Below are 23,560 nucleotides of genomic sequence, written 5' to 3'. Positions count from 1 at the left end.
GTGAAAACCGGCAGATCGTCAAGACGCCGTGAATACGTCCTTGTCGGCTCGTTCCGCGCCATCCCTGGCGCGGACGCTTGACTCTTCTACCGCTCTTCCCCACCAGAGATCGCAGGATCGCGGTTTGCCAGCAGTCTGAGCGATGTTACCATCGTCCTTCTGTTATTCCGGCATCAGCCTTTCATTTGCTTAATCCTGGCATGCATTTCCTGCACCGAAATCACCTGCTCAGTTGGATCCGCATTTAGCGCCATCGCTGTCGCAAAGCCACCATTCAACGTAGTGTCGTAGTGTACTTTATACTGCAATGCACTACGGCGAATCAGCTTGGAGTCTTCAATAGCCTGACGCCCCGCTGTGGTATTAACAATATAAGTGTATTCTCCATTCTTAATACGATCCTGAATGTGCGGACGACCTTCATGCACCTTATTAACCAGACGTGGATTGATACCCGCTTCACCCAGTACAACCGCAGTACCGTGAGTTGCATCTAGTTCAAAGCCCTGTTTTAACAGCTTAGCGGCCAAATCAACCACCCGAGCTTTATCGCCTTCACGTACCGACAACAACGCGCGGCCGCTTTTCTTCATCCCAGACTGACTGCCCAACATTGCTTTCGAGAAGGCTTCTGCAAAAGTGCGGCCAACCCCCATTACTTCACCGGTAGAGCGCATTTCAGGTCCAAGAATGGGATCTACACCAGGGAATTTGTTAAACGGCAATACGACTTCTTTTACCGAGTAGTACGGCGGGATGATTTCTTCAGTAATACCTTGTTCAGCTAACGATTTACCCACCATCACGCGGGCGGCAATTTTAGCCAACGGCATACCGGTTGCTTTGGATACGAAAGGCACGGTGCGCGCCGCTCGTGGGTTAACTTCAATCAGGTAAACTTCATTGTTCTTCACCGCAAACTGGACGTTCATCAGACCGCGAACGCACAGTTCAAATGCCAGTTTCTCAACTTGCTGACGCATAACATCCTGAATTTCTTTGCTCAGGGTGTAAGCTGGCAGAGAACACGCAGAGTCACCGGAGTGGACGCCAGCCTGCTCAATGTGCTCCATGATGCCGCCAATCAGCACACGTTCACCATCGCAGATCGCATCCACGTCCACTTCAACCGCATCGTCAAGGAAACGGTCGAGCAGCACCGGTGCATCATTGGAGACACTCACCGCATTCTGGAAGTAACGACGCAGATCAACTTCGTCATACACAATTTCCATCGCACGCCCGCCCAACACATAAGAAGGACGCACCACCAGCGGATAGCCTAGACCTGCGGCCTTGTCTACCGCTTGTTCAATAGTCGCAACGGTGGCATTCGCCGGCTGTTTCAGACCCAGACGGTTAACCGCCTGCTGGAAACGCTCACGGTCTTCAGCACGGTCAATCGCATCCGGGCTGGTACCGATAACCGGTACGCCTGCGGCTTCTAATTCACGCGCCAGTTTCAGTGGAGTTTGCCCACCGTACTGTACAATTACGCCCTGTGGTTTCTCGATACGTACAATTTCCAGTACGTCTTCCAAGGTCACCGACTCAAAATACAGGCGGTCAGACGTGTCGTAATCCGTTGAGACCGTCTCTGGGTTACAGTTAACCATGATGGTTTCGTAACCGTCTTCACGCAGAGCCAGAGAGGCATGGACGCAGCAGTAGTCGAACTCGATGCCTTGGCCGATACGGTTCGGGCCACCACCCAGCACCATAATTTTCGGGCGGTCACTGGTTGGGTTGGATTCACACTCTTCCTCGTAGGTCGAGTACATGTAGGCGGTATCGGTAGAAAACTCTGCCGCACAGGTATCTACACGTTTGTAAACCGGATGCATATTGAATTTGTAACGCAGTTTACGCACTTCACTTTCCGCGACGCCAACCAATTTAGCCAAGCGAGCATCAGCAAAACCTTTACGCTTCAGTTGACGCAGGAAATCTTCGGTTAACCCATTGATACCGCATTCAGCGACGTTTTCTTCCAAACGAACCAGCTCTTCAATCTGCACCAGGAACCAGCGATCAACGTTGGTCAGATTGAAAACACCATCAACAGACATACCTGCGCGGAAAGCATCGGCGATATACCAGATACGCTCCGCACCGGCGTCTTTCAATTCGCGGCGAATCTTGGTCAATGCTTCCGGGTCATCCAGGCTGACTTTCGGGTCAAAACCGGTGGCACCCACTTCCAGACCACGTAGGGCTTTCTGCAAAGATTCTTGCTGAGTGCGGCCAATCGCCATCACTTCACCCACAGATTTCATCTGAGTGGTCAGACGGTCGTTGGCCCCAGCAAATTTTTCGAAGTTGAAGCGAGGAATCTTGGTCACAACGTAGTCAATAGAGGGTTCAAAAGAGGCAGGAGTACGGCCACCCGTGATGTCATTGGTCAGTTCATCCAACGTGTAACCCACCGCCAGTTTGGCGGCAATTTTAGCAATCGGGAAGCCGGTTGCTTTAGATGCCAGCGCCGAGGAGCGAGATACGCGCGGGTTCATTTCAATCACAATCAAACGGCCAGTTTTCGGGTTAACCGAGAACTGTACGTTGGAACCGCCGGTTTCTACGCCGATTTCACGCAGTACCGCCATCGAGGCGTTACGCATGATTTGATATTCTTTATCGGTCAGGGTTTGCGCAGGTGCAACGGTGATCGAGTCACCGGTATGAATCCCCATAGCGTCGAAGTTTTCAATGGAACAAACAATGATGCAGTTGTCGTTTTTATCACGCACCACTTCCATCTCGTACTCTTTCCAACCGATCAGCGATTCGTCAATCAACAGCTCTTTGGTTGGTGACAAATCCAGACCGCGCTCGCAAATTTCTTCGAACTCTTCGCGGTTGTAGGCAATACCGCCGCCGGTACCGCCCATAGTAAAGGACGGACGGATAATACATGGGAAGCCAACGTCAGCCGCCACCGCCAGCGCTTCCTCCATATTGTGGGCAATGCCAGAGCGCGCGGTATCCAGACCAATTTTCTTCATCGCGATATCAAAACGACGGCGGTCTTCTGCTTTATCAATTGCGTCGGCGGTAGCCCCAATCATGGTCACACCAAACTCGGCCAACACGCCGTGACGTTCCAGTTCCAGAGCACAGTTCAGCGCCGTTTGCCCACCCATGGTCGGTAAAACCGCATCTGGACGTTCTTTTTCGATAATTTTGCGAACTACTTCCCAGTGAATCGGCTCGATGTAAGTCGCATCGGCCATTTCTGGGTCGGTCATGATAGTCGCCGGGTTAGAGTTAACCAAGATGACCCGATAACCTTCTTCACGCAGTGCTTTACAGGCTTGCGCGCCCGAATAGTCGAACTCACAGGCCTGGCCGATAACGATCGGGCCAGCACCGAGAATCAGGATGCTTTTGATATCTGTACGTTTTGGCATGGTCTTAGCTCCTGATTACTGGCTGTTAGTGCTTGCTGATGATGCGCGATAAGCTTCGATCAACGCGATAAAGTGGTCAAACAGCGGTGCGGCATCGTGCGGCCCCGGGCTAGCTTCAGGATGTCCCTGAAAACTGAATGCTGCCTTATCGGTACGATGAATGCCTTGCAGAGAACCATCAAACAATGAGGTGTGGGTAGTGCGTAAGTTTGCAGGTAATGAGGTTTCATCGACGGCAAAACCGTGGTTTTGTGCGGTGATCATCACGCAGTTACCCGCCAGGTCTTTTACCGGATGGTTGCCGCCGTGGTGGCCAAACTTCATTTTTACCGTTTTCGCACCACTGGCGAGCGCCAGTAACTGATGACCAAGACAGATACCAAACACTGGGATATCGGTTTCAAGGAAACGCTTGATGGCGGTAATGGCATAATCACATGGCTCTGGGTCACCTGGGCCGTTGGACAGGAAGATACCATCTGGATTCAGCTTCAAGACGTCTTCCGCTGGTGTCTGTGCAGGAACCACCGTCAGACGACAACCACGATCCACCAGCATACGCAGAATATTGCGCTTTACGCCGTAATCGTAAGCCACCACGTGGAAGGGTAATTCTTCGGCTTTTTTCGCCGCAGGTAGCTCACCTTCCAGTGTCCAACTCCCTTGCAGCCAAGTGTAGGCTTCCCTGGTGGTCACTTCTTTCGCCAAATCCATTCCTTTCAGACCAGGGAAAGCTTTTGCTTTTTCCCACGCCACAGCCGCATCCGTCAAATTGCCAGCGATAATGCAGCCGTTCTGGGCACCTTTCTCACGCAGCAAACGTGTCAGCTTACGAGTATCGATATCTGCAATCGCCACGATATTGTGGCGTTTGAGATACTCGGATAAGCCTTCTTCATTTCGGTAATTGCTGGCAATCAATGGCAGGTCGCGGATGACAAGGCCTTGAGCGTGTACTGAGGAGGATTCTTCATCGGCGGCATTGGTGCCGACATTGCCGATATGGGGATAAGTAAGAGTAACGATTTGGCGGGAATAGGAAGGGTCAGTAAGGATTTCTTGATAACCGGTCATCGACGTATTGAAGACCACTTCCCCCACTGCCGTACCTTCTGCCCCGATGGCCCGACCGTAGAATTGGGTTCCGTCTTCGAGAACCAATAGCGCTGACTTAATCAAAACATCCTCCAGGGAATAAACAGTCACATTACCTGCATATTAATTCAGAATTAACGATCTAAATCAATGTAAAAACCGCCCTCAAAGCCAATTTTTGGCAAATTGGGCGCATTTTAATGATGAGCGGCGCTCTTGTCTAGCCAAACTGGCATTTTTTCTTTGTTTTTTACCCTTCTCATGAAAATACGGGGTTTATAGTAGTAAAAACACAAGATAAGTTAACATAGTAAACGGTTGCGAGGTGGGTTGAGTGTAAAAAACGCAATAAAAGTGGATTACAGAGAGACTCGAGGTGATGGCGAAGAAAAAACATCAATAAAAAGACAAAAACAAAGGCAAAACACAGATAAATAAACAACTAACATCAAAAACAAAACAAAGAGCTTAAAATAAAAAAAATAAAGCAAGGCGATAAAATATCACCATGCTATCAGTGACTTATAAATATAAATTCATAGAATTATTATATTTTATATTCTTATAGATCGTTCAAACCCAAGACATCTCGCATATCAAACAGTCCCTTATCCTGATTTGAAAGCCAGATTGCTGATTTAATCGCACCATTTGCAAAAGTCATGCGACTGGTCGCTTTATGAGTGATCTCTACACGCTCACCAATATCAGCAAACATTGCGGTATGTTCGCCGACGATATCGCCCGCACGGACAGTAGCAAAACCGATGGTGCCTTCTTTACGTTCACCGGTATAACCTTCACGGCTGTATACCGCACAGTCTTTCAAATCGCGTCCTAGCGTTTCGGCTATCGCTTCGCCCATTGCCAGCGCCGTACCCGAAGGTGCATCGACTTTATGACGATGGTGTGCCTCGATGATCTCAATATCGGCGTAATCGCCCATGACCTTTGTCGCTTTCTCCAACAACTTCAGAACCAGGTTAACCCCAACACTGAAGTTAGCCGCAAAAACAATGCCAATATCAGTGGCAGCGGCTTGAATCGCTGCTTTGCCTGCATCATCAAAGCCCGTCGTACCGATAACCATCGCTTTACCATGCTGGCGACACAGGGCTAAATGCGCCAACGTGCCTTCAGGGCGGGTAAAATCAATCAGCACGTCAATACTGTCTATTACGGCGACAATATCATCTGTAACTTTAACATTTAACCGGCCCACGCCGGCCAGTTCACCGGCATCCGTTCCCACCAACGATGAGCCTTTACGTTCCAGTGCAGCACTTAATGTCACGCCAGCGATGTGGTGTATGGCCTGAATCAATTGTCGCCCCATGCGGCCACCAGCACCGACGATAGCGACACGAATTGTTGCATCAGTCATAAATCCTCTTATTGTTTTTTATCCGTCTTGATCCGGGTTCAGATTAGCGGTCTGATACTGAGTCTGCCAGATTATTTAAGCTGTATTAGAAAAAAATGATATCCATCTATTTTTATCAGTGAAAGCACTTAATTACTAATCTAACAAAAACCAACGGCTTAGTGGGGCTGAATTATCAAGTCCTCTTTTTTCAATCATCGGTTGCTATATCAGTATTGAGCGAACTTTAATCAGCATCTGTTTGCGCATATTCATGCAATTAAACGTCATGTATGGCGGCAAGATTTTACGATTTTTTTCAGTGATACCTCTTCTTTCGGCATAAAAAAAGCAGCCTTTTGGGCTGCTTTTACTCTATTCCGTTCACTTAGTCGATCTGTTTTACATCAACCCGCAGCTCTTTTGGCACTTCAAAAACAATACTTTCTTCCCGGCCGATTAGCTCAATAGACTGCCCTGCTCCTAACGCTTGCAAACGACTAATCACCTGCTGTACCAGGACATCTGGCGCAGAGGCTCCGGCAGTCACACCGATACAGGAAACATGGCTCAGCCAGGATTCCTGTATATCATCAGCCGAGTCAATGAGATAAGCCGCCTTACCCATCCGTTGAGCCAGCTCCGCCAACCGATTGGAATTGGATGAGTTTTTAGAGCCAACAACCAAAACCACATCAGCTTCATCCGCCAGATTGCGAACCGCTTCCTGCCGATTCGTGGTGGCGTAACAAATATCGTCTTTACGTGGACCAACAATCTTAGGGAAACGCTTATTCAGAGCATCAATCACTTCAGACGTATCATCAACCGATAAGGTGGTTTGCGTCATAAAGCACAGATTATCTTCATTTTTGACTTTGAGCGTCCAGACATCAGCAGGGGACTCCACTAGGTACATGCCCCCCTGCGGATTGCTGTATTGCCCCATTGTGCCTTCCACTTCTGGATGACCTGCATGTCCAATCAAAATGGCTTCTTTGCCCTTGCGACTGGCTCGAGCCACTTCCATATGGACTTTGGTCACCAATGGGCAGGTGGCATCAAACAACATCGTCAACTGGCGAGAACGGGCTTCAGCTCGCACCGCCTGAGACACTCCATGTGCTGAAAATATCAGGATGGAACCATCGGGAACCTCAGCGATTTCCTCAATGAAGATGGCTCCGCGCTGCCGCAAGCTATCAACTACGTAACGGTTATGCACCACTTCATGGCGAACATAAATGGGCGCACCGTACATCTCCAGCGCACGTTCCACAATGCTGATAGCCCGATCAACTCCGGCACAGAAGCCGCGTGGATTAGCCAGCAGTATTTGCATGAGACGCCTCCGGTTGGGGATCAATCTCCAGAACTTCAATATCAAAGCTGATGGATTGACCCGCCAATGGGTGATTGAAATCAACGGTGACGGACTCTTCAGCCACTTCACGCACCACGCCTGGCATTTCGCTACCATCACGGGCGGTAAACAGCATAATAGTGCCAGCATCCGGCACGCCAGTTTGCGCAAAATCACGGCGGCTAAAGTATTGGATTAAATCCGGGCTTTCTAGACCGAAGGCCGCTTCCGGTGGCAAAGTAAAGGCGTGCTTATCGCCGACCTGCAATCCAAGCAGTTCTTCTTCCAACTGATCGGATAAACTGCCATCGCCCAAGCGAAATAATGCCGGTTTACCGTGCGTGCGCGTGGATTCAGCCGTTGAGCCATCCTCCAGTTTCAGGGTGAAATGCACCAAAACGGCGCTGTTATCCTGTACCCGGTCTGACATATTACTCACCTTTCTTTGTTGCAGCCGTTTCAGAAGGGCTTAAAAACCCTTCGAATACCACTAGCGCAGCACCGATACAAATAGCCGTGTCGGCCAGATTAAAGATCGGGAAGTGCCAGTCATTAACGTAGAAATGAATAAAATCGATCACCACGCCATGTACCATGCGATCAAATAGGTTACCTAACGCACCGCCGATAATCAGCGCATAAGCACAGTTTATCAGGCGTTGCTTGCCACTGGAGCGATACATCAGTACCGCCAGTGTCACCGTGATAGCGATGGCAATCAGCGCAAAGAACCAACGCTGCCAGCCGCCTTTATCTGCCAAGAAGCTAAACGCAGCCCCCGGATTCTGTGCGTAGGTCATATTAAAGAAAGGAATAAGAGGGATTGATTCCCCCAGAGCAAGGTGAGTCATCACCCACTGCTTGCTCCCCAAATCCACGATCACTACCAACAGCGTCAGCCAAAGCCAACGCAATCCGGTCGAACAAATCGGCTTACTCATCAGGCAAACTTACGCTCTTCGCCGACACCGGCAACGTTAGTGACACAGCGACCACATAAATCTACGTGTTCCGCTACCAGGCCGATATCCTGCGTGTAATGCCAGCAACGTGGGCATTTCTCACCATCGGCTTTCTTGAAGGTGATCTTCAAACCGGCGATCAATTCGCTTTGCTGTGCATCATCACCCGCAGCGGCATAGTCAGCCACATGCGCGGCAGAAGTCAACAAGACGAAACGAAGCTCATCCTGCAAACTGTTCAGGCGTACTGCCAGTTCAGGTTCTGCATACAAGGTTACATCCGCTTCCAGAGAACCGCCGATGCGTTTGTCGCTGCGCGCCTGCTCCAGAACCTTGTTCACCTCACCACGAACTTTCAGTAACTCATCCCAGAAACTGTCGTTCATGCTTTCCGCACCGGTCAGGCCGAATAGACCTTGGTACCATTCTTCAGTGAAGACATATTCCGAACGTTCGCCCGGCAATTGGTTCCAGATTTCGTCGGCAGTAAAGGACATGATCGGAGCCATCCAGCGCACCAATGCTTCCGCAATATGGAACAATGCACTCTGGCAGCTACGGCGCGCAACGCTATCGCCTTTCGCGGTGTACTGACGATCTTTGATGATATCGAGGTAGAAGGAGCCCATTTCGACTGAGCAGAACTGCATCAGGCGCTGAACAACCAAGTGGAAATCATAATTTTCGTAAGCTTCGATGATACCGGCCTGTGCTGCCTGAGCGCGACCTACCGCCCAACGATCCAGCACCACCATATCTTCCGGTTCAACCCGATGCTGAACCGGATCAAAACCATTCAGGTTGGCTAACAGGAAGCGCGCCGTGTTACGGATACGACGGTAAGAATCCGCTGAACGTTTCAGAATTTCATCTGAAACTGCGATTTCACCGGTGTAATCCGTTGATGCCACCCACAGACGTAGAATATCGCCACCCAGCTTGTTCATCACATCCTGTGGACTGATGGTGTTGCCGATAGACTTGGACATCTTGCGCCCCTGACCATCTACGGTGAAACCGTGAGTCAGAACCTGACGATAGGGCGCTTTGCCTTTAATTGCCGTAGCAATCATCAGTGATGACATAAACCAGCCGCGATGCTGATCGGAGCCTTCCAGATACATATCCGGCGTGTGACCATTAAATTCAGGACGCACATCAACCACTGAAGAATGGGTCGAACCAGAGTCAAACCACACATCCAGCGTATCTGGCACCTTCATGTAATGATCGGCATCAGCACCCAGAATATCTGCCGGATCCAGATCCCACCAAGCCTGAATACCCTCTTGTTCTACACGTTTTGCGACTTCTTCCATCAGCTCAGTGCTGCGTGGATGCAACGCTTCGGTTTCTTTATGCACGAACAGCGACATAGGCACGCCCCAGGTACGCTGACGGGAAATACACCAGTCAGGACGGTTCGCAACCATAGTTTCAATACGTGCCTGGCCCCAGTCAGGAATCCATTTTACGTCTTTGATTTCTTGCAGCGACTGCTTACGCAAGCCTTTCTGATCCATGCTGATAAACCACTGTGGCGTAGCACGGAAGATAATCGGCGTTTTGTGACGCCAGCAGCACGGATAGCTATGAGACATTTTCTCAACGTGCAGCAACGCGCCATTTTCACGTAACAGCGCAACGATCATATCGTTGGCCTTAAAGACGAAGACGCCATCCAGCGTTGGGTAGGTTCCGCTCAAATAGCAACCATTCGGGCCAACCGGGTTAGCCACTTCCAGAGCGTACTTCTGACCGATAACAAAGTCGTCCGGACCGTGGCCTGGTGCGGTATGTACTGCACCGGTACCGGCATCCAGCGTAACGTGATCGCCCAGAATCGCAGGAACGTCGAAACCCATGAACGGATGATGGAAACGTGATAGCTCCAGATCGGCACCCTGGCAGTTACCCAGCACAGTCCACTCAGTGATCCCCGCGCGTTTCATGACACTTTCCACCAAATCAGCCGCCAGAATCATGTTCTCATCGCCAACGTTAACCAGTTGGTACACGAACTCTGGATTCAGTGAGATGGCACGGTTAGCCGGTAAAGTCCAAGGCGTCGTGGTCCATATAACCAGAGAAACCGCGCCAGTTACGCCAGAAACACCGAATTTGGCAGCCACGCTTTCAGCATCAACGGCATTAAAACGCACGTCGATAGACGGAGAAATTTTGTCGTAATATTCCACTTCCGCTTCGGCCAGAGACGAACCGCAATCAGTACACCAATGCACCGGCTTGGCGCCTTTGTGCAGGTGACCGTTATCAATGATTTTGCTCAGCGCTCGGATAATATTGGCTTCGGTTTTGAAGTCCATGGTCAGGTAAGGATGATCCCAATCACCCAACACCCCTAGGCGGATAAAGTCTTTTTTCTGCCCTTCAACTTGCTCGGCCGCATAGTTACGGCAGGCCGCGCGAAACTCAGCCGCGGTGACTTTTTCACCTGGTTTACCAATCAATTGCTCAACTTTCAGCTCGATAGGCAGGCCGTGGCAGTCCCAACCAGGGATATAAGGCGAATCAAAGCCAGCCATGCCTTTCGATTTAATAATAATGTCTTTGAGAATTTTATTAACCGAGTGACCAATATGAATATTGCCGTTCGCATACGGAGGGCCATCATGCAAAATAAAGGATTTTTTACCTTTCTTAGCCGCACGAATTTTTCCGTACAAATCCTGCTCATACCAGCGTTTCAGCATCTCAGGTTCGCGTTTTGCCAGATCGCCGCGCATCGGGAACCCTGTTTCCGGCAAGTTCAGGGTATTCTTGTAGTCACTCATTAGATTCTCGGTTCCGTTTTCGGCTAGAAATATTAAACCGGTGTCTTTAGCCCGAAGAAATTTCGGGCCGTCACCACATCATTGGCGATTTGCTGCTTCAAAGCATCAAGGGAAGCAAATCGCTGTTCGTCGCGCAATTTTGCGCGGAGCACCACATCAATATGACGCCCGTAAAGATCCATATTGACATCAAGCAGATGAACTTCCAACTGCTGACGGATACCTGCAACGGTTGGCCGGGTGCCAATATTGGCAACGCCAGACAATGGCTCAGCGCTCAAACCATACACGTCAACTGCATACACTCCTTTAACCGGAGCAACCAAACGTTTCAACGGTAAATTCGCCGTAGGAAAACCGATGGTTCGCCCCAGTTCATCACCGTGGACAACCCGGCCAGAAATACTGTAAGGGTGCCCAAGTAAGGTTTCTGCCAGTGCCAAATCATCATCATGCAGCGCTTGGCGGATCGCCGTGCTGCTGATGCGCAAACCACCGTCACAGAAACTGTCGGTACTGATCACATCAAAACCGAATTCGGCTCCGGCCTGCTGTAACAATTGAAAATCGCCCTGACGCCCTGCGCCAAAGCGAAAATCATCACCCACCGCTAAAAACTGCACGCCCAGCTTCTCTACCAGCAACTGAACCACAAATGTCTGGGCCATGTTGGCAGCAAAACGCGGATCGAATTTAACACACAGTAGATAGTCAACGCCGACCTGCGCCAAATATTTGGCTTTATCGCGTAAACGCGTTAACCGGGCAGGAGCTTTATCTGCCGCGAACAATTCTAAAGGCTGCGGCTCAAATATCATTACCATTACCGGCAGCCCTAAACGCCGGCCTTCGCGCTTTAATTGCTCCAGTAATGCCAGATGCCCACGGTGGACACCGTCAAAGTTACCGATAGTCAGCACGCAACCATGGTGGCGTGCCCGGATATTATGTATACCGCGAATTAGCTCCATAGCTGGCTCAAAACAGTGGAAATCGCCGGATTATACCTTGTACAGCGGTTAAGGTTAACCCGCGATTGGCACCTTTACTCCAATAGTCATGGCAATTTATCGATAATACGCAGTTAAAACCCTTTTATGCCAGTTTATCCTGTAGAATGCGCGAGCAGTTGGATACTGACCCCCTGTTAAGACTTTTGCAAAACTACCGCCAAATGCTTAATAGGTGCGGCCGGTGGAATTTTCTTTCGAAAGACTGTATTCCGCCGCTCGAAGCTGGTAAAATCCCGCTCCATCACAACGTAGCAAGTGCCGCCCGTACAAACGGCGCTTATTTGCACAAATCCATTGACAAACGAAGGCAAAAAGGGGATATTCCTCGGCCTTTGAATTGTCCTCAATAGAATATATTTGGGAGTTGGACCTTGGCTAATATCAAATCAGCTAAGAAACGCGCCGTACAGTCTGAGAAACGCCGCAAGCATAACGCTAGCCGTCGCTCAATGGTGCGTACCTTCATTAAGAAGGTATATGCGGCAATTGCAGCTGGCGATAAAACCGCAGCGCAAAACGCATTTAACGAAATGCAACCAATTGTGGACCGTCAGGCCTGTAAAGGTCTGATCCACAAGAACAAAGCAGCGCGTCATAAGTCAAATTTGACAGCGCAAATCAACGCAATGCAGTAATGCATTAAGTTGACTGCTTAGTAAAAAGACCGGCTTAGGCCGGTTTTTTTATATTCACAGTTTAAATGCCCCACCAGATATTCCTGCCTGACAGAGCATCCTTGCCCTTTACCTTAAATTTTTTACTGTTGAGCAGCTGCTATCAACCACCAAACAACGAAGTGAAATCCTTATTGCATACCCGCTGTACCGCCGGGTGCTGGATCATCCGCTCCGCAAAAATCACGTAATACTCTTCGTGTACATTATCCAAACGTCCAATTTCTACGATCTGCTCATCTGCATAGATAGTATGAGCATACATGGATGGTGCGACAAAAATCGCATTATGATAGAGACCAAACGCCTTCATCAGCGCAGCATCATCAAACTCACCCAAGATTTCAACCTGAATCCCTTTACTGTTAATCCAGTTCAGTAACTTACGCCCCAACATTGAGCGTCGGCCGGGGATCAATAACCGCCGTTCCTGCAAGCAGGCAGGGAAAGGTGCCTCCGGAATGGGTTGCTGGCAGTAAAAACTGACACTGCATTCACCCAATTTGACGGAAAATAGCCCTTCCTGCTGGCTGGAATCAACGGGACAGTCCGATAAGATCATATCCAGTTTGTGCTGACTAAGCTGCTCTAATAACATTTCATGGGTAGATTCGAAGCAACGTAAGTGTATTTGCTCATTATCGACCACGGCCGTTTCCAAGACTCGACTAACCAGGCGCTTGGACAAAGCATCCGCTACCCCGACATCGAATAACAGATTGGATTCTTTACGGTAATTAACGATATCCAGCATTTCATGGCTGAGCATAAACATTTTATCGGCATAACGAAAAACTAATTGGCCTAGTTCAGAAGGTACTAGACCACGTCCTTGCCGCTTGAAAAGTTTGCCACTCAAGCGTTCTTCCAACGCCTTAATCTGCCCGGTAATCGTCTGAGGCGTAAGAAATAATGCTTCTGCAGCCCCCACAACCGAACCTTCTTTACAAACCTGCCAGAAATAATAGAGATGATTAAAATTAATATGTGACATTCGCATGCAGTGATCTCCTTAACGTATCGCCGGATAGGGTGATCAATTTCCCGAGCGATCAACTTCCCTTGTTCTGAGATCAAAACATAATGCGATCTCGGGAACCCATCAAGCAAAACTGCCGATATCACAGCATTACACCGCATCGACAGTTTTGTCTGTTTATTTCAACCGCTGGATCAGATTACTTTGCTACGGCGGCGTGGGTTTTCATTGGCAATGCCAAACGCAACAGGCTGTATCCTACAATCGCTGCGGCGGTAGAACCCAATAATATTCCCAGTCGAGAATAGGTACTCAAGGCAAGATCCCCTCCTTCAAACGCCAGTGAGGCAATGAAGATCGACATGGTAAAACCAATACCGCATAGCACGGACACAGCAAAGATCTGTTTAAAGTTGATAGAGTCTGGCAACTTGGCCATCCCCAGCTTAACCGCCAACCAACTGAAGAGGAAAATCCCCAGTGGCTTGCCGATGAACAACCCGCTGGCAATGCCTAAAGGCAGTAAAGACGTCAGTCCCGAGACTGAAACACCCTCAAGAGAAACCCCCGCGTTAGCAAAAGCAAATAGCGGTAAGATTAAATAAGCCACCCACGGATGCATGCCGTGCTCCAATGATTCTGATGGTGAGCGTTTATCTTTCGTATGCAGCGGAATCATAAAGCCGACGATCACACCGGCCAGAGTCGCATGAACCCCAGACTTCAGGATACAGACCCACAGCACCAACCCCACCAGGAGATAAGGGGAGGTTTTGCCGACGCCACGCCAGTTCATATACGCCAACAGTGCAATTGCCGCCGCAGCGACACCCAATGCCACCAGGGAAACATCATGGGTATAGAACAACGCGATAATAATAATGACACCCAAGTCATCAATGATGGCCAGCGCCAGTAGAAACACTTTCAGACTCGTCGGCACACGGTTGCCCAATAACGCCATCACTCCCAGCGCAAAAGCAATGTCAGTTGCTGCCGGAATAGCCCAGCCCTGACGGGTCACTTCATCGGCACCGTTAAATAGCAAATAAATCAGCGCGGGAGCCAACATCCCGCCTAAAGCCGCGATCGCAGGGAAGACGGCTTTATCCCGTCCGGCTAATGAGCCTTCCATCAGTTCGCGCTTAACTTCCAGCCCAACGACCAAGAAGAATATCGCCATCAATCCGTCATTAATCCACAGCAGTAAAGGCTTACTGATATCCAGTGAAGCAATTTTTACTGCAACAGGGATATCTAAAAACATCTGATAAACGCCTTGTAGCGGGCTGTTAGCCATCAACAAGGCGACAACGGCGGCCACGATCAAAATCATGCCCCCCGCTGCTTCTAAACGTAAAAATTGGCGAATAATATTTGTCACAATGAATACTCCCTACATCGGACAGAGAAGCCAACCAAAATAGCTGGCAAATAATTTACAAATTATAAGATACTTGTTAACTCGAAAAAAGTCGTTTTTATTGCATGAATCAATCGTAAAAACCGATCATTTGATGATTAACATCACATTGATACTATCGCTCCTGACGAAAAAAATCCCCGGTATCAACCGAGGATTTTATTTTCAATAAACTAATAATAGAACTTATGATTAGCGGGTCAAATCATCGAAAAACTTTTTTACGCCGTCCAAGAAGCTTTTAGAACGTGGGCTGTTTTTCTCGCCCGCCGCACCAACGAAACTTTCTTCCAACTCACGTAACAATTGTCTCTGCTTCTCGCTCAAGCTTACCGGGGTTTCAACGACGACTCGGCACAATAGATCGCCTTGGCTACCACCGCGTACTGATTTAACACCTTTACCGCGCATACGGAACAATTTACCGGTTTGTGTTTCAGCAGGAACTTTCAACTTAACCCGGCCATCCAACGTGGGTACTTCAATTTCACCGCCCAACGCAGCCATCGCAAAGTTGATTGGCACTTCACAATACAGGTTATTACCTTCTCGCTCGAATATCGGGTGTGATTTCACCTGAACCTGAACGTATAAATCACCTGATGGAGCACCGTGTTCACCCGCTTCACCCTCACCTGCCAAGCGGATACGGTCGCCGGTATCGACACCCGCCGGAATCTTGACCGAAAGGGTTTTGGATTTTTCGACGCGCCCATGACCATGACACTTATTGCATGGATCTTTGATAATCTGGCCACGACCATGACAATGAGGACACGCCTGTTGCACGGTAAAAAAGCCCTGACGCATCTGTACCTGACCCGCGCCGTGGCAAGTCGGACAGGTGATCGGAGAACTGCCTGGTTTCGCACCGCTGCCGTGGCAAACGTCACACTCGTCCAGCGTTGGAATGCGGATTTCTTTGGTTACACCACGAACCGCTTCTTCCAACGTCAGATCCATGTTGTAACGTAGGTCTGAACCACGACTGGCGCGCTGCTGACGGCGTCCGCCGCCAAAAATGTCACCAAAAACATCACCAAAGACATCGCTAAAATCAGCACCACCGCCGCCAAATCCGCCGCCGCCGCCCATACCACCTTGCTCAAAAGCCGCATGGCCATATTGATCGTAAGCAGCACGTTTTTGCGCGTCGATCAGAATTTCGTAGGCTTCTTTAACTTCTTTGAATTTACCTTCGGCGTCCTGTTCCTGATTACGATCCGGATGGAATTTCATCGCCAAGCGTTTATAGGCCTTTTTGATTTCACGCTCATCCGCCGTCTTGGGGACGCCTAAAACCTCGTAATAGTCTCTCTTCGCCATTCTGTTTTTTCCTACCCTTAACATGCGTGCACGGGCGTAGAGTTGCCTCGACGCCCGTGCTGGTTTCCAGCAACAGTATGTCTTACCACTGCTGTGCCCGCTGAAGGGCGATTATTTTTTGTCTTTTACTTCTTCGAATTCGGCGTCAACAACGTCGTCTTCTTTTTTCGCGTTGGCATCGCCTGCTTCACCAGCTGCGGCTTGCTGCTGCTGAGCCATCTCCAGCAACTTGCCAGAAACCTGGACCAGTGCCTGAGTTTTCGCTTCAATTTCCGCTTTGTCTTCGCTTTTAACTGCGGCTTCCAACGCTTTCAGCGCATCTTCAATGGCTGTCTTGTCTTCTGCTGGCAGTTTATCACCGGCTTCTTCCAACTGTTTACGAGTACCGTGAATCAGATGGTCGGCCTGGTTACGAGTCTGAACCAGTTCTTCAAACTTACGGTCTGCTTCAGCGTTAGCTTCTGCATCGCGTACCATTTTCTGGATTTCTTCCTCGTTCAGACCAGAAGATGCCTTAATGGTGATCTTCTGCTCACGACCGGTATTCTTGTCTTTTGCAGACACATGTAAGATACCGTCAGCATCAATATCGAAGGTCACTTCGATTTGTGCCATACCGCGAGGCGCAGCTTGAATACCATCCAGGTTGAACTGACCCAGAGACTTGTTATCCTGTGCACGTTTACGTTCACCCTGCAGCACATGGATGGTTACCGCAGACTGGTTGTCTTCTGCAGTAGAGAACACCTGGCTGTGCTTGGTCGGGATAGTGGTATTTTTAGTGATAAGCGGAGTCATCACACCACCCATTGTTTCGATACCCAGAGACAATGGAGTCACGTCCAGCAGCAGCACGTCTTTAACTTCACCAGACAGAACGCCACCTTGAACAGCCGCACCGATAGCAACCGCTTCATCTGGGTTCACGTCTTTACGTGGCTCTTTACCGAAGAAGTCAGCTACTTTCTTCTGAACCATTGGCATACGGGTCTGACCACCAACCAGAATAACGTCCTGGATATCGGATACAGACAGGCCAGCATCCTTCAGAGCCACTTTCAGCGGTTCCATTGAGCGGTTAACCAGATCTTCTACCAGTGACTCCAGTTTGGCACGGGTCACTTTGATGTTCATGTGTTTTGGACCACTGCCATCAGCGGTGATGTATGGCAGGTTAACGTCAGTCTGTTGCGCAGAAGACAGCTCGATTTTCGCTTTTTCGGCAGCTTCTTTCAGACGTTGCATAGCCAATGGATCGGTACGCAGATCCATACCCTGGTCTTTCTTGAATTCTTCAACCAGGTAGTTGATCAGACGGCTATCGAAGTCTTCACCACCCAAATGGGTATCACCGTTGGTTGCCAGAACTTCAAAGGTTTTTTCGCCATCAACATCATCAATTTCGATGATAGAAATATCGAAAGTACCACCACCGAGGTCGTAAACCGCGATAGTACGGTTACCGACTTCTTTGTCCAGACCGTAGGCCAGCGCTGCTGCGGTTGGTTCGTTAATGATACGTTTTACTTCCAGACCAGCGATACGGCCAGCATCTTTCGTTGCCTGACGCTGAGCATCGTTGAAATACGCAGGTACAGTGATAACCGCTTCAGTCACTGGTTCGCCCAGATAATCTTCCGCCGTTTTCTTCATTTTCTTCAGCACTTCAGCAGAGATCTGCGGTGGTGCAATTTTCTGGCCTTTCACTTCCAGCCATGCATCGCCGTTATCTGCCGGGATGATTTTGTACGGCATGATGTCTTTATCACGCTGCGCTTCTTCATCCTGGAAACGACGGCCAATCAAACGCTTGATGGCAAACAGTGTATTTTGTGGGTTAGTAACAGCCTGACGTTTAGCAGGTTGACCAACCAGAGTTTCACCATCTTGGGTGTACGCGATAACAGAGGGCGTTGTGCGATCGCCTTCACTGTTCTCCAGCACGCGTGCTTTTGTACCATCCATAATTGCTACACAAGAGTTGGTAGTACCCAAGTCGATACCAATAATTTTACCCATCTAAAACGCCTCCACGAAAAAAGTCATAATCGGTCAAGTTACTAATCTATATATGGGCGGATTTCTAATTTTCAACTGCCCTGATTTACTGGCAACGTTTTCGCTATGCCACGATTAGTCCCTGCGGTTGGGAATAAGATGGGGCCATGAAAGCCATCATCAAGGGGGCAGATGAAAAAAAATTACTTTTTATCTCACTCAAGATCATTGTTTCCGATCGCACAGATCATTATTATGCCGCGCGCACTGAGGGATATAGACGACTTTTTACTCATTCATGCGATTTATACTTATTCGGATATTTATCCATTTTTTTAGCAATCTGTTATTACAGAGGACTTATGAACACCAACAAGTTGGCGAATCCTGGCCCGTTAGGCCTTATGGGCTTCGGGATGACCACCGTCTTGCTCAACCTGCACAACGCAGGCTTCTTCCCCCTGACTTCCGTTATCCTGAGCATGGGGATTTTCTACGGCGGTCTGGCACAAATTCTGGCGGGTTTGCTGGAATATAAGAAAGGGAATACCTTTGCCGCGACTGCATTTACTTCTTACGGCGCATTTTGGCTGAGTCTGGTCGGCTTGCTAATGCTGCCTAAAATGGGTATGGCAGAAGCCACTGACGCACAGTTCCTTGGCGTTTACCTCGGGATCTGGGGCATCTTTACCCTATTTATGTTCTTCGGCACCTTGCCTGCCAACCGCGCGCTTCAATTCGTGTTTGCCAGCCTGACACTGCTATTTGCCCTGTTGGCTATCGGTAACTTTACCGGTAATCACTCGCTGTTGGTCTTCGCTGGTTTTGAAGGCATCATCTGCGGCGCCAGCGCGATTTATCTGGCAATGGCTGAAGTATTGAACGAACAATATGGTCGCACAGTGTTACCGATTGGCGAACCACGCTAGACTTTGCCTAAGCAACCGATAGTTTAATTACAGTTTGCTTGAAAAATACACATCCCAAAAAACTCTGAATATTCATATTCGGAGTTTTTTTATTCTTATTTTATTATATTTAAAGCCAAACTATACTAATCTAAAATTAATACTACAAAATAATAAAATAGAGTAATGAAAATAGATAAAGTAAATAAAATACGCATCATATAGTATTGAAGCCCTGTCGATGATATGGAAAATAAAAATCAATAACATCAAAGGGAGTGCCTATGCATATAGTTGCAAAAATATTATCCAGTATCATATTAATAATATCACAATCAGCTTACTCAGATGAGGCGAAAGTCTGTTTTTATGAACTTGACAATTTTGAAGGAGAATCATTTTGCTCCGCAGAAAGGGAAGCTGGTTCTATTTACAATGACGAGTTTGATAATGAAATCGCATCCATTTCCGTCCCTCCAGGCATGGCTGTCACCCTCTATAGTGATATGTATTTTTCTGGTAGAAAAACAACCATTAAATATGATATTAATCTGTTTGAGTTAAAAAAGTTGGAATTATATAATAAAATAAGCTCCTATCAGGTAGAGCCTGCGATCTGTTTTTATACAGAAGATGACTTCCAAGGTGAAAGTACTTGTTTAGCATCAAGTCAGAAAATAGATTTATATGGCGATCGCGAAATCATTATTGAGTCAGGACAAAAAGAATTACCCATTCCCAATGATAGTATAAAATCCATCAGAATCCCGCCAGGCATGCTCGCAACAATCTATAAGAATGATAATTTTAACCCTCCTTTTTTCGAATTAACAGAGGATGTCACTGATAGTCATTTACAAACGCTGAAAATGAGTAATGTCATCACAAGTATCAAAGCATCAGAAAATGAAGGCCTTAGCTGCGACCAAAAATGTGTCATTATAGACAGTCATAGAATAAATATTGTTGATGCTTTCGGTCAATACTGGAATGATGAACGGTTACAAAATAAACAAGTTCTGCTGGAATTCAAGAGTGAAGGCATGAATGAAGGCGAAAATTATAATATCACTATTTTTAATGGCCCTGACATTAGCATAAGTAAAATTGGTGTCATTTTTTATGATCAAGAAATGAATAATAAATTTTACTTTGAGCATGACAAAGATGTCGACAACTTGGCTTTTATTATACAAATTAAAACAGACACTATACAAGTTCAATATATTCAAATATTTGAAAATGAGTTGATTGATATATCTCCCATTGTCTCTTTTGGCTGGAATAATAAAATCACTTTATATCCAGAGATATTCATAACCAACTATAATAAAAATAATCCTTTAGTTCTCGCAAAATCTATACTCACCGCAGATACAGGCGATAATTTTTTAGAAAAAAGAGACTTGGCGCAAACCAGTAAAATACTATGCGCCTTTACTCCTTTTTTAAATATTTATAACTATCTCGTACAAGACAAATGTCAACAATTGGATGGTATCGTATTCCGTGCAGATAAATACTTTAGCAGTAATACCAAAGGTAAAACCTTACATATTGCCGGACCCAGCGACTCACTTAAGAAAAAGCAGTCAAGAGCATCAGCGTTACAAATACAAGAAATTGTTGATCGGTATATGACATTAACTTATATCGATAACAATCAACATAGCCAAGCGCTGAGTCTTCCAGCTGTAGCAAAAGCCTGTAGCGTTTCACTTTATTCTTTACTTAACTCTCGTCAACCACGTCAAATAAGGCCTCACTGTATTGATTGGACGCTGGATATCATGACTGACTTTACCTTATTATTTGGCGGCAGTACTGAAACTTGGAATTCAGAGTTTTTTGGTAGAACACTAGATTCTATTATCAGGACTGGAAATATAGGTATTACAGTAGAAAATAAAGAGGTAGAGAATAGATTAGTTCAGTCTGTAAAAGAAAAGATAGCAGAAAGAACCTCTGAGAATGCTCTTGGTCATATTAAGACTGCATTTGACTATGCCCAACTGAGTTATTTAAGTTATAGTTTTTATTACTCTTCCGATGAATCACCCGTTCAGGTGGAACGGCTACCTTTGGGTATTTACGAGCTACTATTAGAGGCGTTTATTTATATAAATACGCCTCCAACAATAATGTCACAAGGTGAAACTATTGAGCAAAACAATATTGAATTCGAAGTAGAGATAATCCCAACCCTAACACCAGAAGAAGAAGAAAAGCTTTCAGATGCTGAAGTGAAGAATGCTCGAGCCATGCGCAAAAAACTCAGTGAAACTATTGCTCAGTGGGGACAACAGTACCAAGGAACGCATGTCGAACAAGGTGCTAATGCAGACTCCAGTGCAGATTCAAGTGCAGACTCCAGTGCAGACTCAAGTGCAGACTCCAGTGCAGATGAAAATAACAGCGCCTTCAGTAAACTCCTCCATGCTGGACATATTGTTACAGGTATTATCCATCGCAGATTAAGGCTTCAACGTCCCGGTGAAATCTATGTGGTGGTCAAACTACAGGGAAGAATTATCGCGGTTGTTCTTGCTGACCGCTTTAACAGCAAAGATGAAGTTGAGTTGGTTGCATCAGCAACACTACCAGACTATGTCTTATTCCCCGAACGCGACGGTACAGTCAGAGGAGCGGGAACCGCAGCAGTTAGAGAGTTGGCGAGATATTTACAACAACAAGGTGCCAGAACATTATTCTCTGAAGTTATTTCTCAACCCTCGGCGCGGGTTAAGCAAAAAGTTGGTTTTAATTTTAAGAACGAATTTTAAATTAGATAAGTTAAGAATAGCCCATGATGCATGGGCTATTTATTGAGAAAAGAATCTAATTGATGGTTACCTTACTCAGCTAATGCCTTCTTTGACAACGGTACTTTCACATCACTATTAATATCATTACGTAAATATATTCCCAACAGGAACCCGACCACTGATAACAGCAGCATATAATAGGCAGGTGCCATAGGCGTAACTTTCATCAATAACGTGACCAAAATAGGTGTCAACCCGCCAAAAATGGCGTAGGCCACATTGTAAGAGAATGAAATTCCAGTAAAGCGGATTTCTGCCGGAAAAGCCCGCACCATAACATAAGGCACCGCACCGACAATCCCAACACTGAATCCAGCAAAGGTATAATGCGTGAATAGCTTGGCCGGATCGGTTAAATCAGTCTGATAAAACGACCAAGTCGCTACCGCCAATAACACGCTGCCGACGATAAAGGTTTTACTCGCGCCAAAGCGATCAATAGCCAGCCCAGAGAGTACGCAGCCACAGACTAGTGCCACAATCGCCACGCTATTCGCCTGCATCGCCAACGTCGAAATCACACCATATTGTTTTTCCAGATAGGTCGGTGTCAGCAAAATGACCACCACAATACCGGCGGAGAGTAGCCAAGTTAGCAGCATTGAAACCACTATTTCTTTTTTATGGTTAGCCACTACCGATTTCAACGGAAGTTCTTCCGCCAGCGCCTTTCGCGCCTGCATTTCCTTAAAGATCGGGGTTTCCTGCAACCAGCGGCGCAAATACATGGCAAATAGACCAAAAATACCACCGAGGAAAAATGGAATACGCCAACCGCCATCCATCATCGCCTGTGGGCTAAGGGTGGTTTTCATGCCGGTCGCCACCAGAGAACCCAGCAAGATACCGGCTGTCAGACCCGCAGTTAAGGTGCCACAGGCAAAACCAATGCGTTTACGCGGCACATGTTCGGCAACGAAAACCCAGGCTCCGGGGACTTCACCACCAATAGCAGCCCCTTGCAGCACACGCATCAATAGCAATAATAATGGCGCGGCAATACCGATAGACGCATAAGTTGGTAGCATACCAATCGCGAGTGTTGGTAATGCCATTAACAAAATACTCAGTGTAAACATTTTCTTACGGCCGACCAGATCACCAAAATGCGCCATGATAATGCCACCCAGAGGACGTGCCAGGTAGCCAGCGGCAAAAATACCGAACGTCTGCACCTGACGTAGCCACTCCGGCATATCTGGCGGGAAAAATAGCTCACCGATAATCACAGCAAAAAAAACATAGATAATGAAGTCGTAAAACTCCAATGCGCCGCCCAGAGCCGCTAACGTCAGAGTTTTATAATCTTGCCGATTTAATCGGCGATTTTGTTGTTGATTCATAAGACACCGTGAGAAAACAGAGTGGAGAGTTAAAACCAATACAACCATTTGTAAAGTAAAAGTTACTATACCGTACAAATTTTCTC

16 protein-coding genes are annotated in these 23,560 nt (G+C 47.5%); 3 read left to right on the top strand and 13 right to left on the bottom strand.

What is annotated here, in order from left to right; genetic code table 11:
- Positions 1-173: 173 nt before the first annotated feature.
- The 8 genes from carB to ribF all read right to left on the bottom strand — a co-directional run bounded on the left by carB (position 174) and on the right by ribF (position 11,956).
- Positions 174-3,407 carry a carbamoyl-phosphate synthase large subunit gene (gene carB, locus DJ39_RS05785; RefSeq protein ID WP_004721133.1) on the bottom strand — a complete coding sequence of 1,078 codons (3,234 nt, stop codon included), beginning with the start codon at positions 3,405-3,407 and terminating at the stop codon, positions 174-176.
- A 15-nt stretch (positions 3,408-3,422) separates the two neighbouring features.
- Positions 3,423-4,586, bottom strand: coding sequence for a glutamine-hydrolyzing carbamoyl-phosphate synthase small subunit (carA, locus tag DJ39_RS05780; protein ID WP_004721131.1), 1,164 nt, complete (start codon positions 4,584-4,586; stop codon positions 3,423-3,425).
- A gap of 478 nt (positions 4,587-5,064) precedes the next feature.
- Positions 5,065-5,886 (bottom strand): 4-hydroxy-tetrahydrodipicolinate reductase, encoded by an 822-nt coding sequence (gene dapB, locus DJ39_RS05775; RefSeq protein WP_004721129.1) that lies wholly within the window; start codon positions 5,884-5,886, stop codon positions 5,065-5,067.
- Positions 5,887-6,253: 367 nt separating this feature from the next.
- Positions 6,254-7,207, bottom strand: a complete 954-nt coding sequence (gene ispH, locus DJ39_RS05770) for a 4-hydroxy-3-methylbut-2-enyl diphosphate reductase (RefSeq protein WP_038251216.1) — start codon at positions 7,205-7,207, stop codon at positions 6,254-6,256.
- A complete protein-coding gene (fkpB, locus tag DJ39_RS05765) occupies positions 7,188-7,658 on the bottom strand; it encodes an FKBP-type peptidyl-prolyl cis-trans isomerase (RefSeq protein WP_004721126.1) in 471 nt (156 codons plus the stop codon). The genes ispH and fkpB overlap by 20 nt, the downstream gene beginning before the upstream one ends.
- A gap of 1 nt (position 7,659) precedes the next feature.
- Positions 7,660-8,169, bottom strand: a complete 510-nt coding sequence (lspA, locus tag DJ39_RS05760; RefSeq protein ID WP_038240905.1) for a signal peptidase II — start codon at positions 8,167-8,169, stop codon at positions 7,660-7,662.
- A complete protein-coding gene (ileS, locus tag DJ39_RS05755; protein ID WP_004721124.1) occupies positions 8,169-10,985 on the bottom strand; it encodes an isoleucine--tRNA ligase in 2,817 nt (938 codons plus the stop codon). The genes lspA and ileS overlap by 1 nt, the downstream gene beginning before the upstream one ends.
- 32 nt (positions 10,986-11,017) lie before the next feature.
- Positions 11,018-11,956 (bottom strand): bifunctional riboflavin kinase/FAD synthetase, encoded by a 939-nt coding sequence (gene ribF / locus DJ39_RS05750; protein WP_038240907.1) that lies wholly within the window; start codon positions 11,954-11,956, stop codon positions 11,018-11,020.
- A 413-nt stretch (positions 11,957-12,369) separates the two neighbouring features.
- On the opposite strand from ribF, the gene rpsT reads away from it, so the two are divergent.
- The gene (gene rpsT, locus DJ39_RS05745; RefSeq protein WP_038240909.1) at positions 12,370-12,633 is read left to right on the top strand and encodes a 30S ribosomal protein S20; all 264 of its coding nucleotides are present in this window, start codon (positions 12,370-12,372) and stop codon (positions 12,631-12,633) included.
- Between the two features lie 142 nt (positions 12,634-12,775).
- Here the strand turns inward: rpsT and nhaR are convergent, their stop codons facing one another.
- The 4 genes from nhaR to dnaK all read right to left on the bottom strand — a co-directional run bounded on the left by nhaR (position 12,776) and on the right by dnaK (position 18,419).
- Positions 12,776-13,672 (bottom strand): transcriptional activator NhaR, encoded by an 897-nt coding sequence (gene nhaR, locus DJ39_RS05740; protein WP_038240911.1) that lies wholly within the window; start codon positions 13,670-13,672, stop codon positions 12,776-12,778.
- A 178-nt stretch (positions 13,673-13,850) separates the two neighbouring features.
- Positions 13,851-15,035 (bottom strand): Na+/H+ antiporter NhaA, encoded by a 1,185-nt coding sequence (gene nhaA / locus DJ39_RS05735; RefSeq protein ID WP_004721116.1) that lies wholly within the window; start codon positions 15,033-15,035, stop codon positions 13,851-13,853.
- 231 nt (positions 15,036-15,266) lie between these two features.
- A complete protein-coding gene (dnaJ, locus tag DJ39_RS05730; RefSeq protein WP_004721115.1) occupies positions 15,267-16,400 on the bottom strand; it encodes a molecular chaperone DnaJ in 1,134 nt (377 codons plus the stop codon).
- 111 nt (positions 16,401-16,511) lie between these two features.
- Positions 16,512-18,419, bottom strand: coding sequence for a molecular chaperone DnaK (gene dnaK, locus DJ39_RS05725; RefSeq protein WP_004721112.1), 1,908 nt, complete (start codon positions 18,417-18,419; stop codon positions 16,512-16,514).
- A 341-nt stretch (positions 18,420-18,760) separates the two neighbouring features.
- Between dnaK and satP the strand changes: the two genes are divergently transcribed.
- Both satP and DJ39_RS05715 read left to right on the top strand, forming a co-directional pair.
- Positions 18,761-19,327, top strand: coding sequence for an acetate uptake transporter (satP, locus tag DJ39_RS05720; RefSeq protein WP_004721110.1), 567 nt, complete (start codon positions 18,761-18,763; stop codon positions 19,325-19,327).
- 263 nt (positions 19,328-19,590) lie between these two features.
- Entirely contained in the window at positions 19,591-22,089 is a 2,499-nt protein-coding gene (locus DJ39_RS05715) for a peptidase inhibitor family I36 protein (RefSeq protein ID WP_004721108.1), read from the top strand.
- Between the two features lie 71 nt (positions 22,090-22,160).
- Here the strand turns inward: DJ39_RS05715 and DJ39_RS05710 are convergent, their stop codons facing one another.
- On the bottom strand, positions 22,161-23,474 hold the full coding sequence (locus DJ39_RS05710; RefSeq protein WP_004721107.1) for an MFS transporter: 1,314 nt from the start codon (positions 23,472-23,474) through the stop codon (positions 22,161-22,163).
- Positions 23,475-23,560 lie beyond the last annotated feature (86 nt).

Source organism: Yersinia ruckeri ATCC 29473 (genome assembly GCF_000754815.1).
Taxonomy (GTDB): domain Bacteria; phylum Pseudomonadota; class Gammaproteobacteria; order Enterobacterales; family Enterobacteriaceae; genus Yersinia; species Yersinia ruckeri.
This window is presented reverse-complemented; position numbering and strand designations above follow the sequence as displayed.

Bases quoted from the DNA above. Each gene is read 5' to 3' on its own strand.
- lspA (WP_038240905.1), bottom strand. From the start codon at position 8,169: ATGAGTAAGCCGATTTGTTCGACCGGATTGCGTTGGCTTTGGCTGACG.
- ispH (WP_038251216.1), bottom strand. From the start codon at position 7,207: ATGCAAATACTGCTGGCTAATCCACGCGGCTTCTGTGCCGGAGTTGAT.
- nhaR (WP_038240911.1), bottom strand. From the start codon at position 13,672: ATGCGAATGTCACATATTAATTTTAATCATCTCTATTATTTCTGGCAG.
- fkpB (WP_004721126.1), bottom strand. From the start codon at position 7,658: ATGTCAGACCGGGTACAGGATAACAGCGCCGTTTTGGTGCATTTCACC.
- DJ39_RS05715 (WP_004721108.1), top strand. From the start codon at position 19,591: ATGCATATAGTTGCAAAAATATTATCCAGTATCATATTAATAATATCA.
- dnaK (WP_004721112.1), bottom strand. From the start codon at position 18,419: ATGGGTAAAATTATTGGTATCGACTTGGGTACTACCAACTCTTGTGTA.
- dapB (WP_004721129.1), bottom strand. From the start codon at position 5,886: ATGACTGATGCAACAATTCGTGTCGCTATCGTCGGTGCTGGTGGCCGC.
- dnaJ (WP_004721115.1), bottom strand. From the start codon at position 16,400: ATGGCGAAGAGAGACTATTACGAGGTTTTAGGCGTCCCCAAGACGGCG.
- ribF (WP_038240907.1), bottom strand. From the start codon at position 11,956: ATGGAGCTAATTCGCGGTATACATAATATCCGGGCACGCCACCATGGT.
- satP (WP_004721110.1), top strand. From the start codon at position 18,761: ATGAACACCAACAAGTTGGCGAATCCTGGCCCGTTAGGCCTTATGGGC.
- ileS (WP_004721124.1), bottom strand. From the start codon at position 10,985: ATGAGTGACTACAAGAATACCCTGAACTTGCCGGAAACAGGGTTCCCG.
- DJ39_RS05710 (WP_004721107.1), bottom strand. From the start codon at position 23,474: ATGAATCAACAACAAAATCGCCGATTAAATCGGCAAGATTATAAAACT.
- carB (WP_004721133.1), bottom strand. From the start codon at position 3,407: ATGCCAAAACGTACAGATATCAAAAGCATCCTGATTCTCGGTGCTGGC.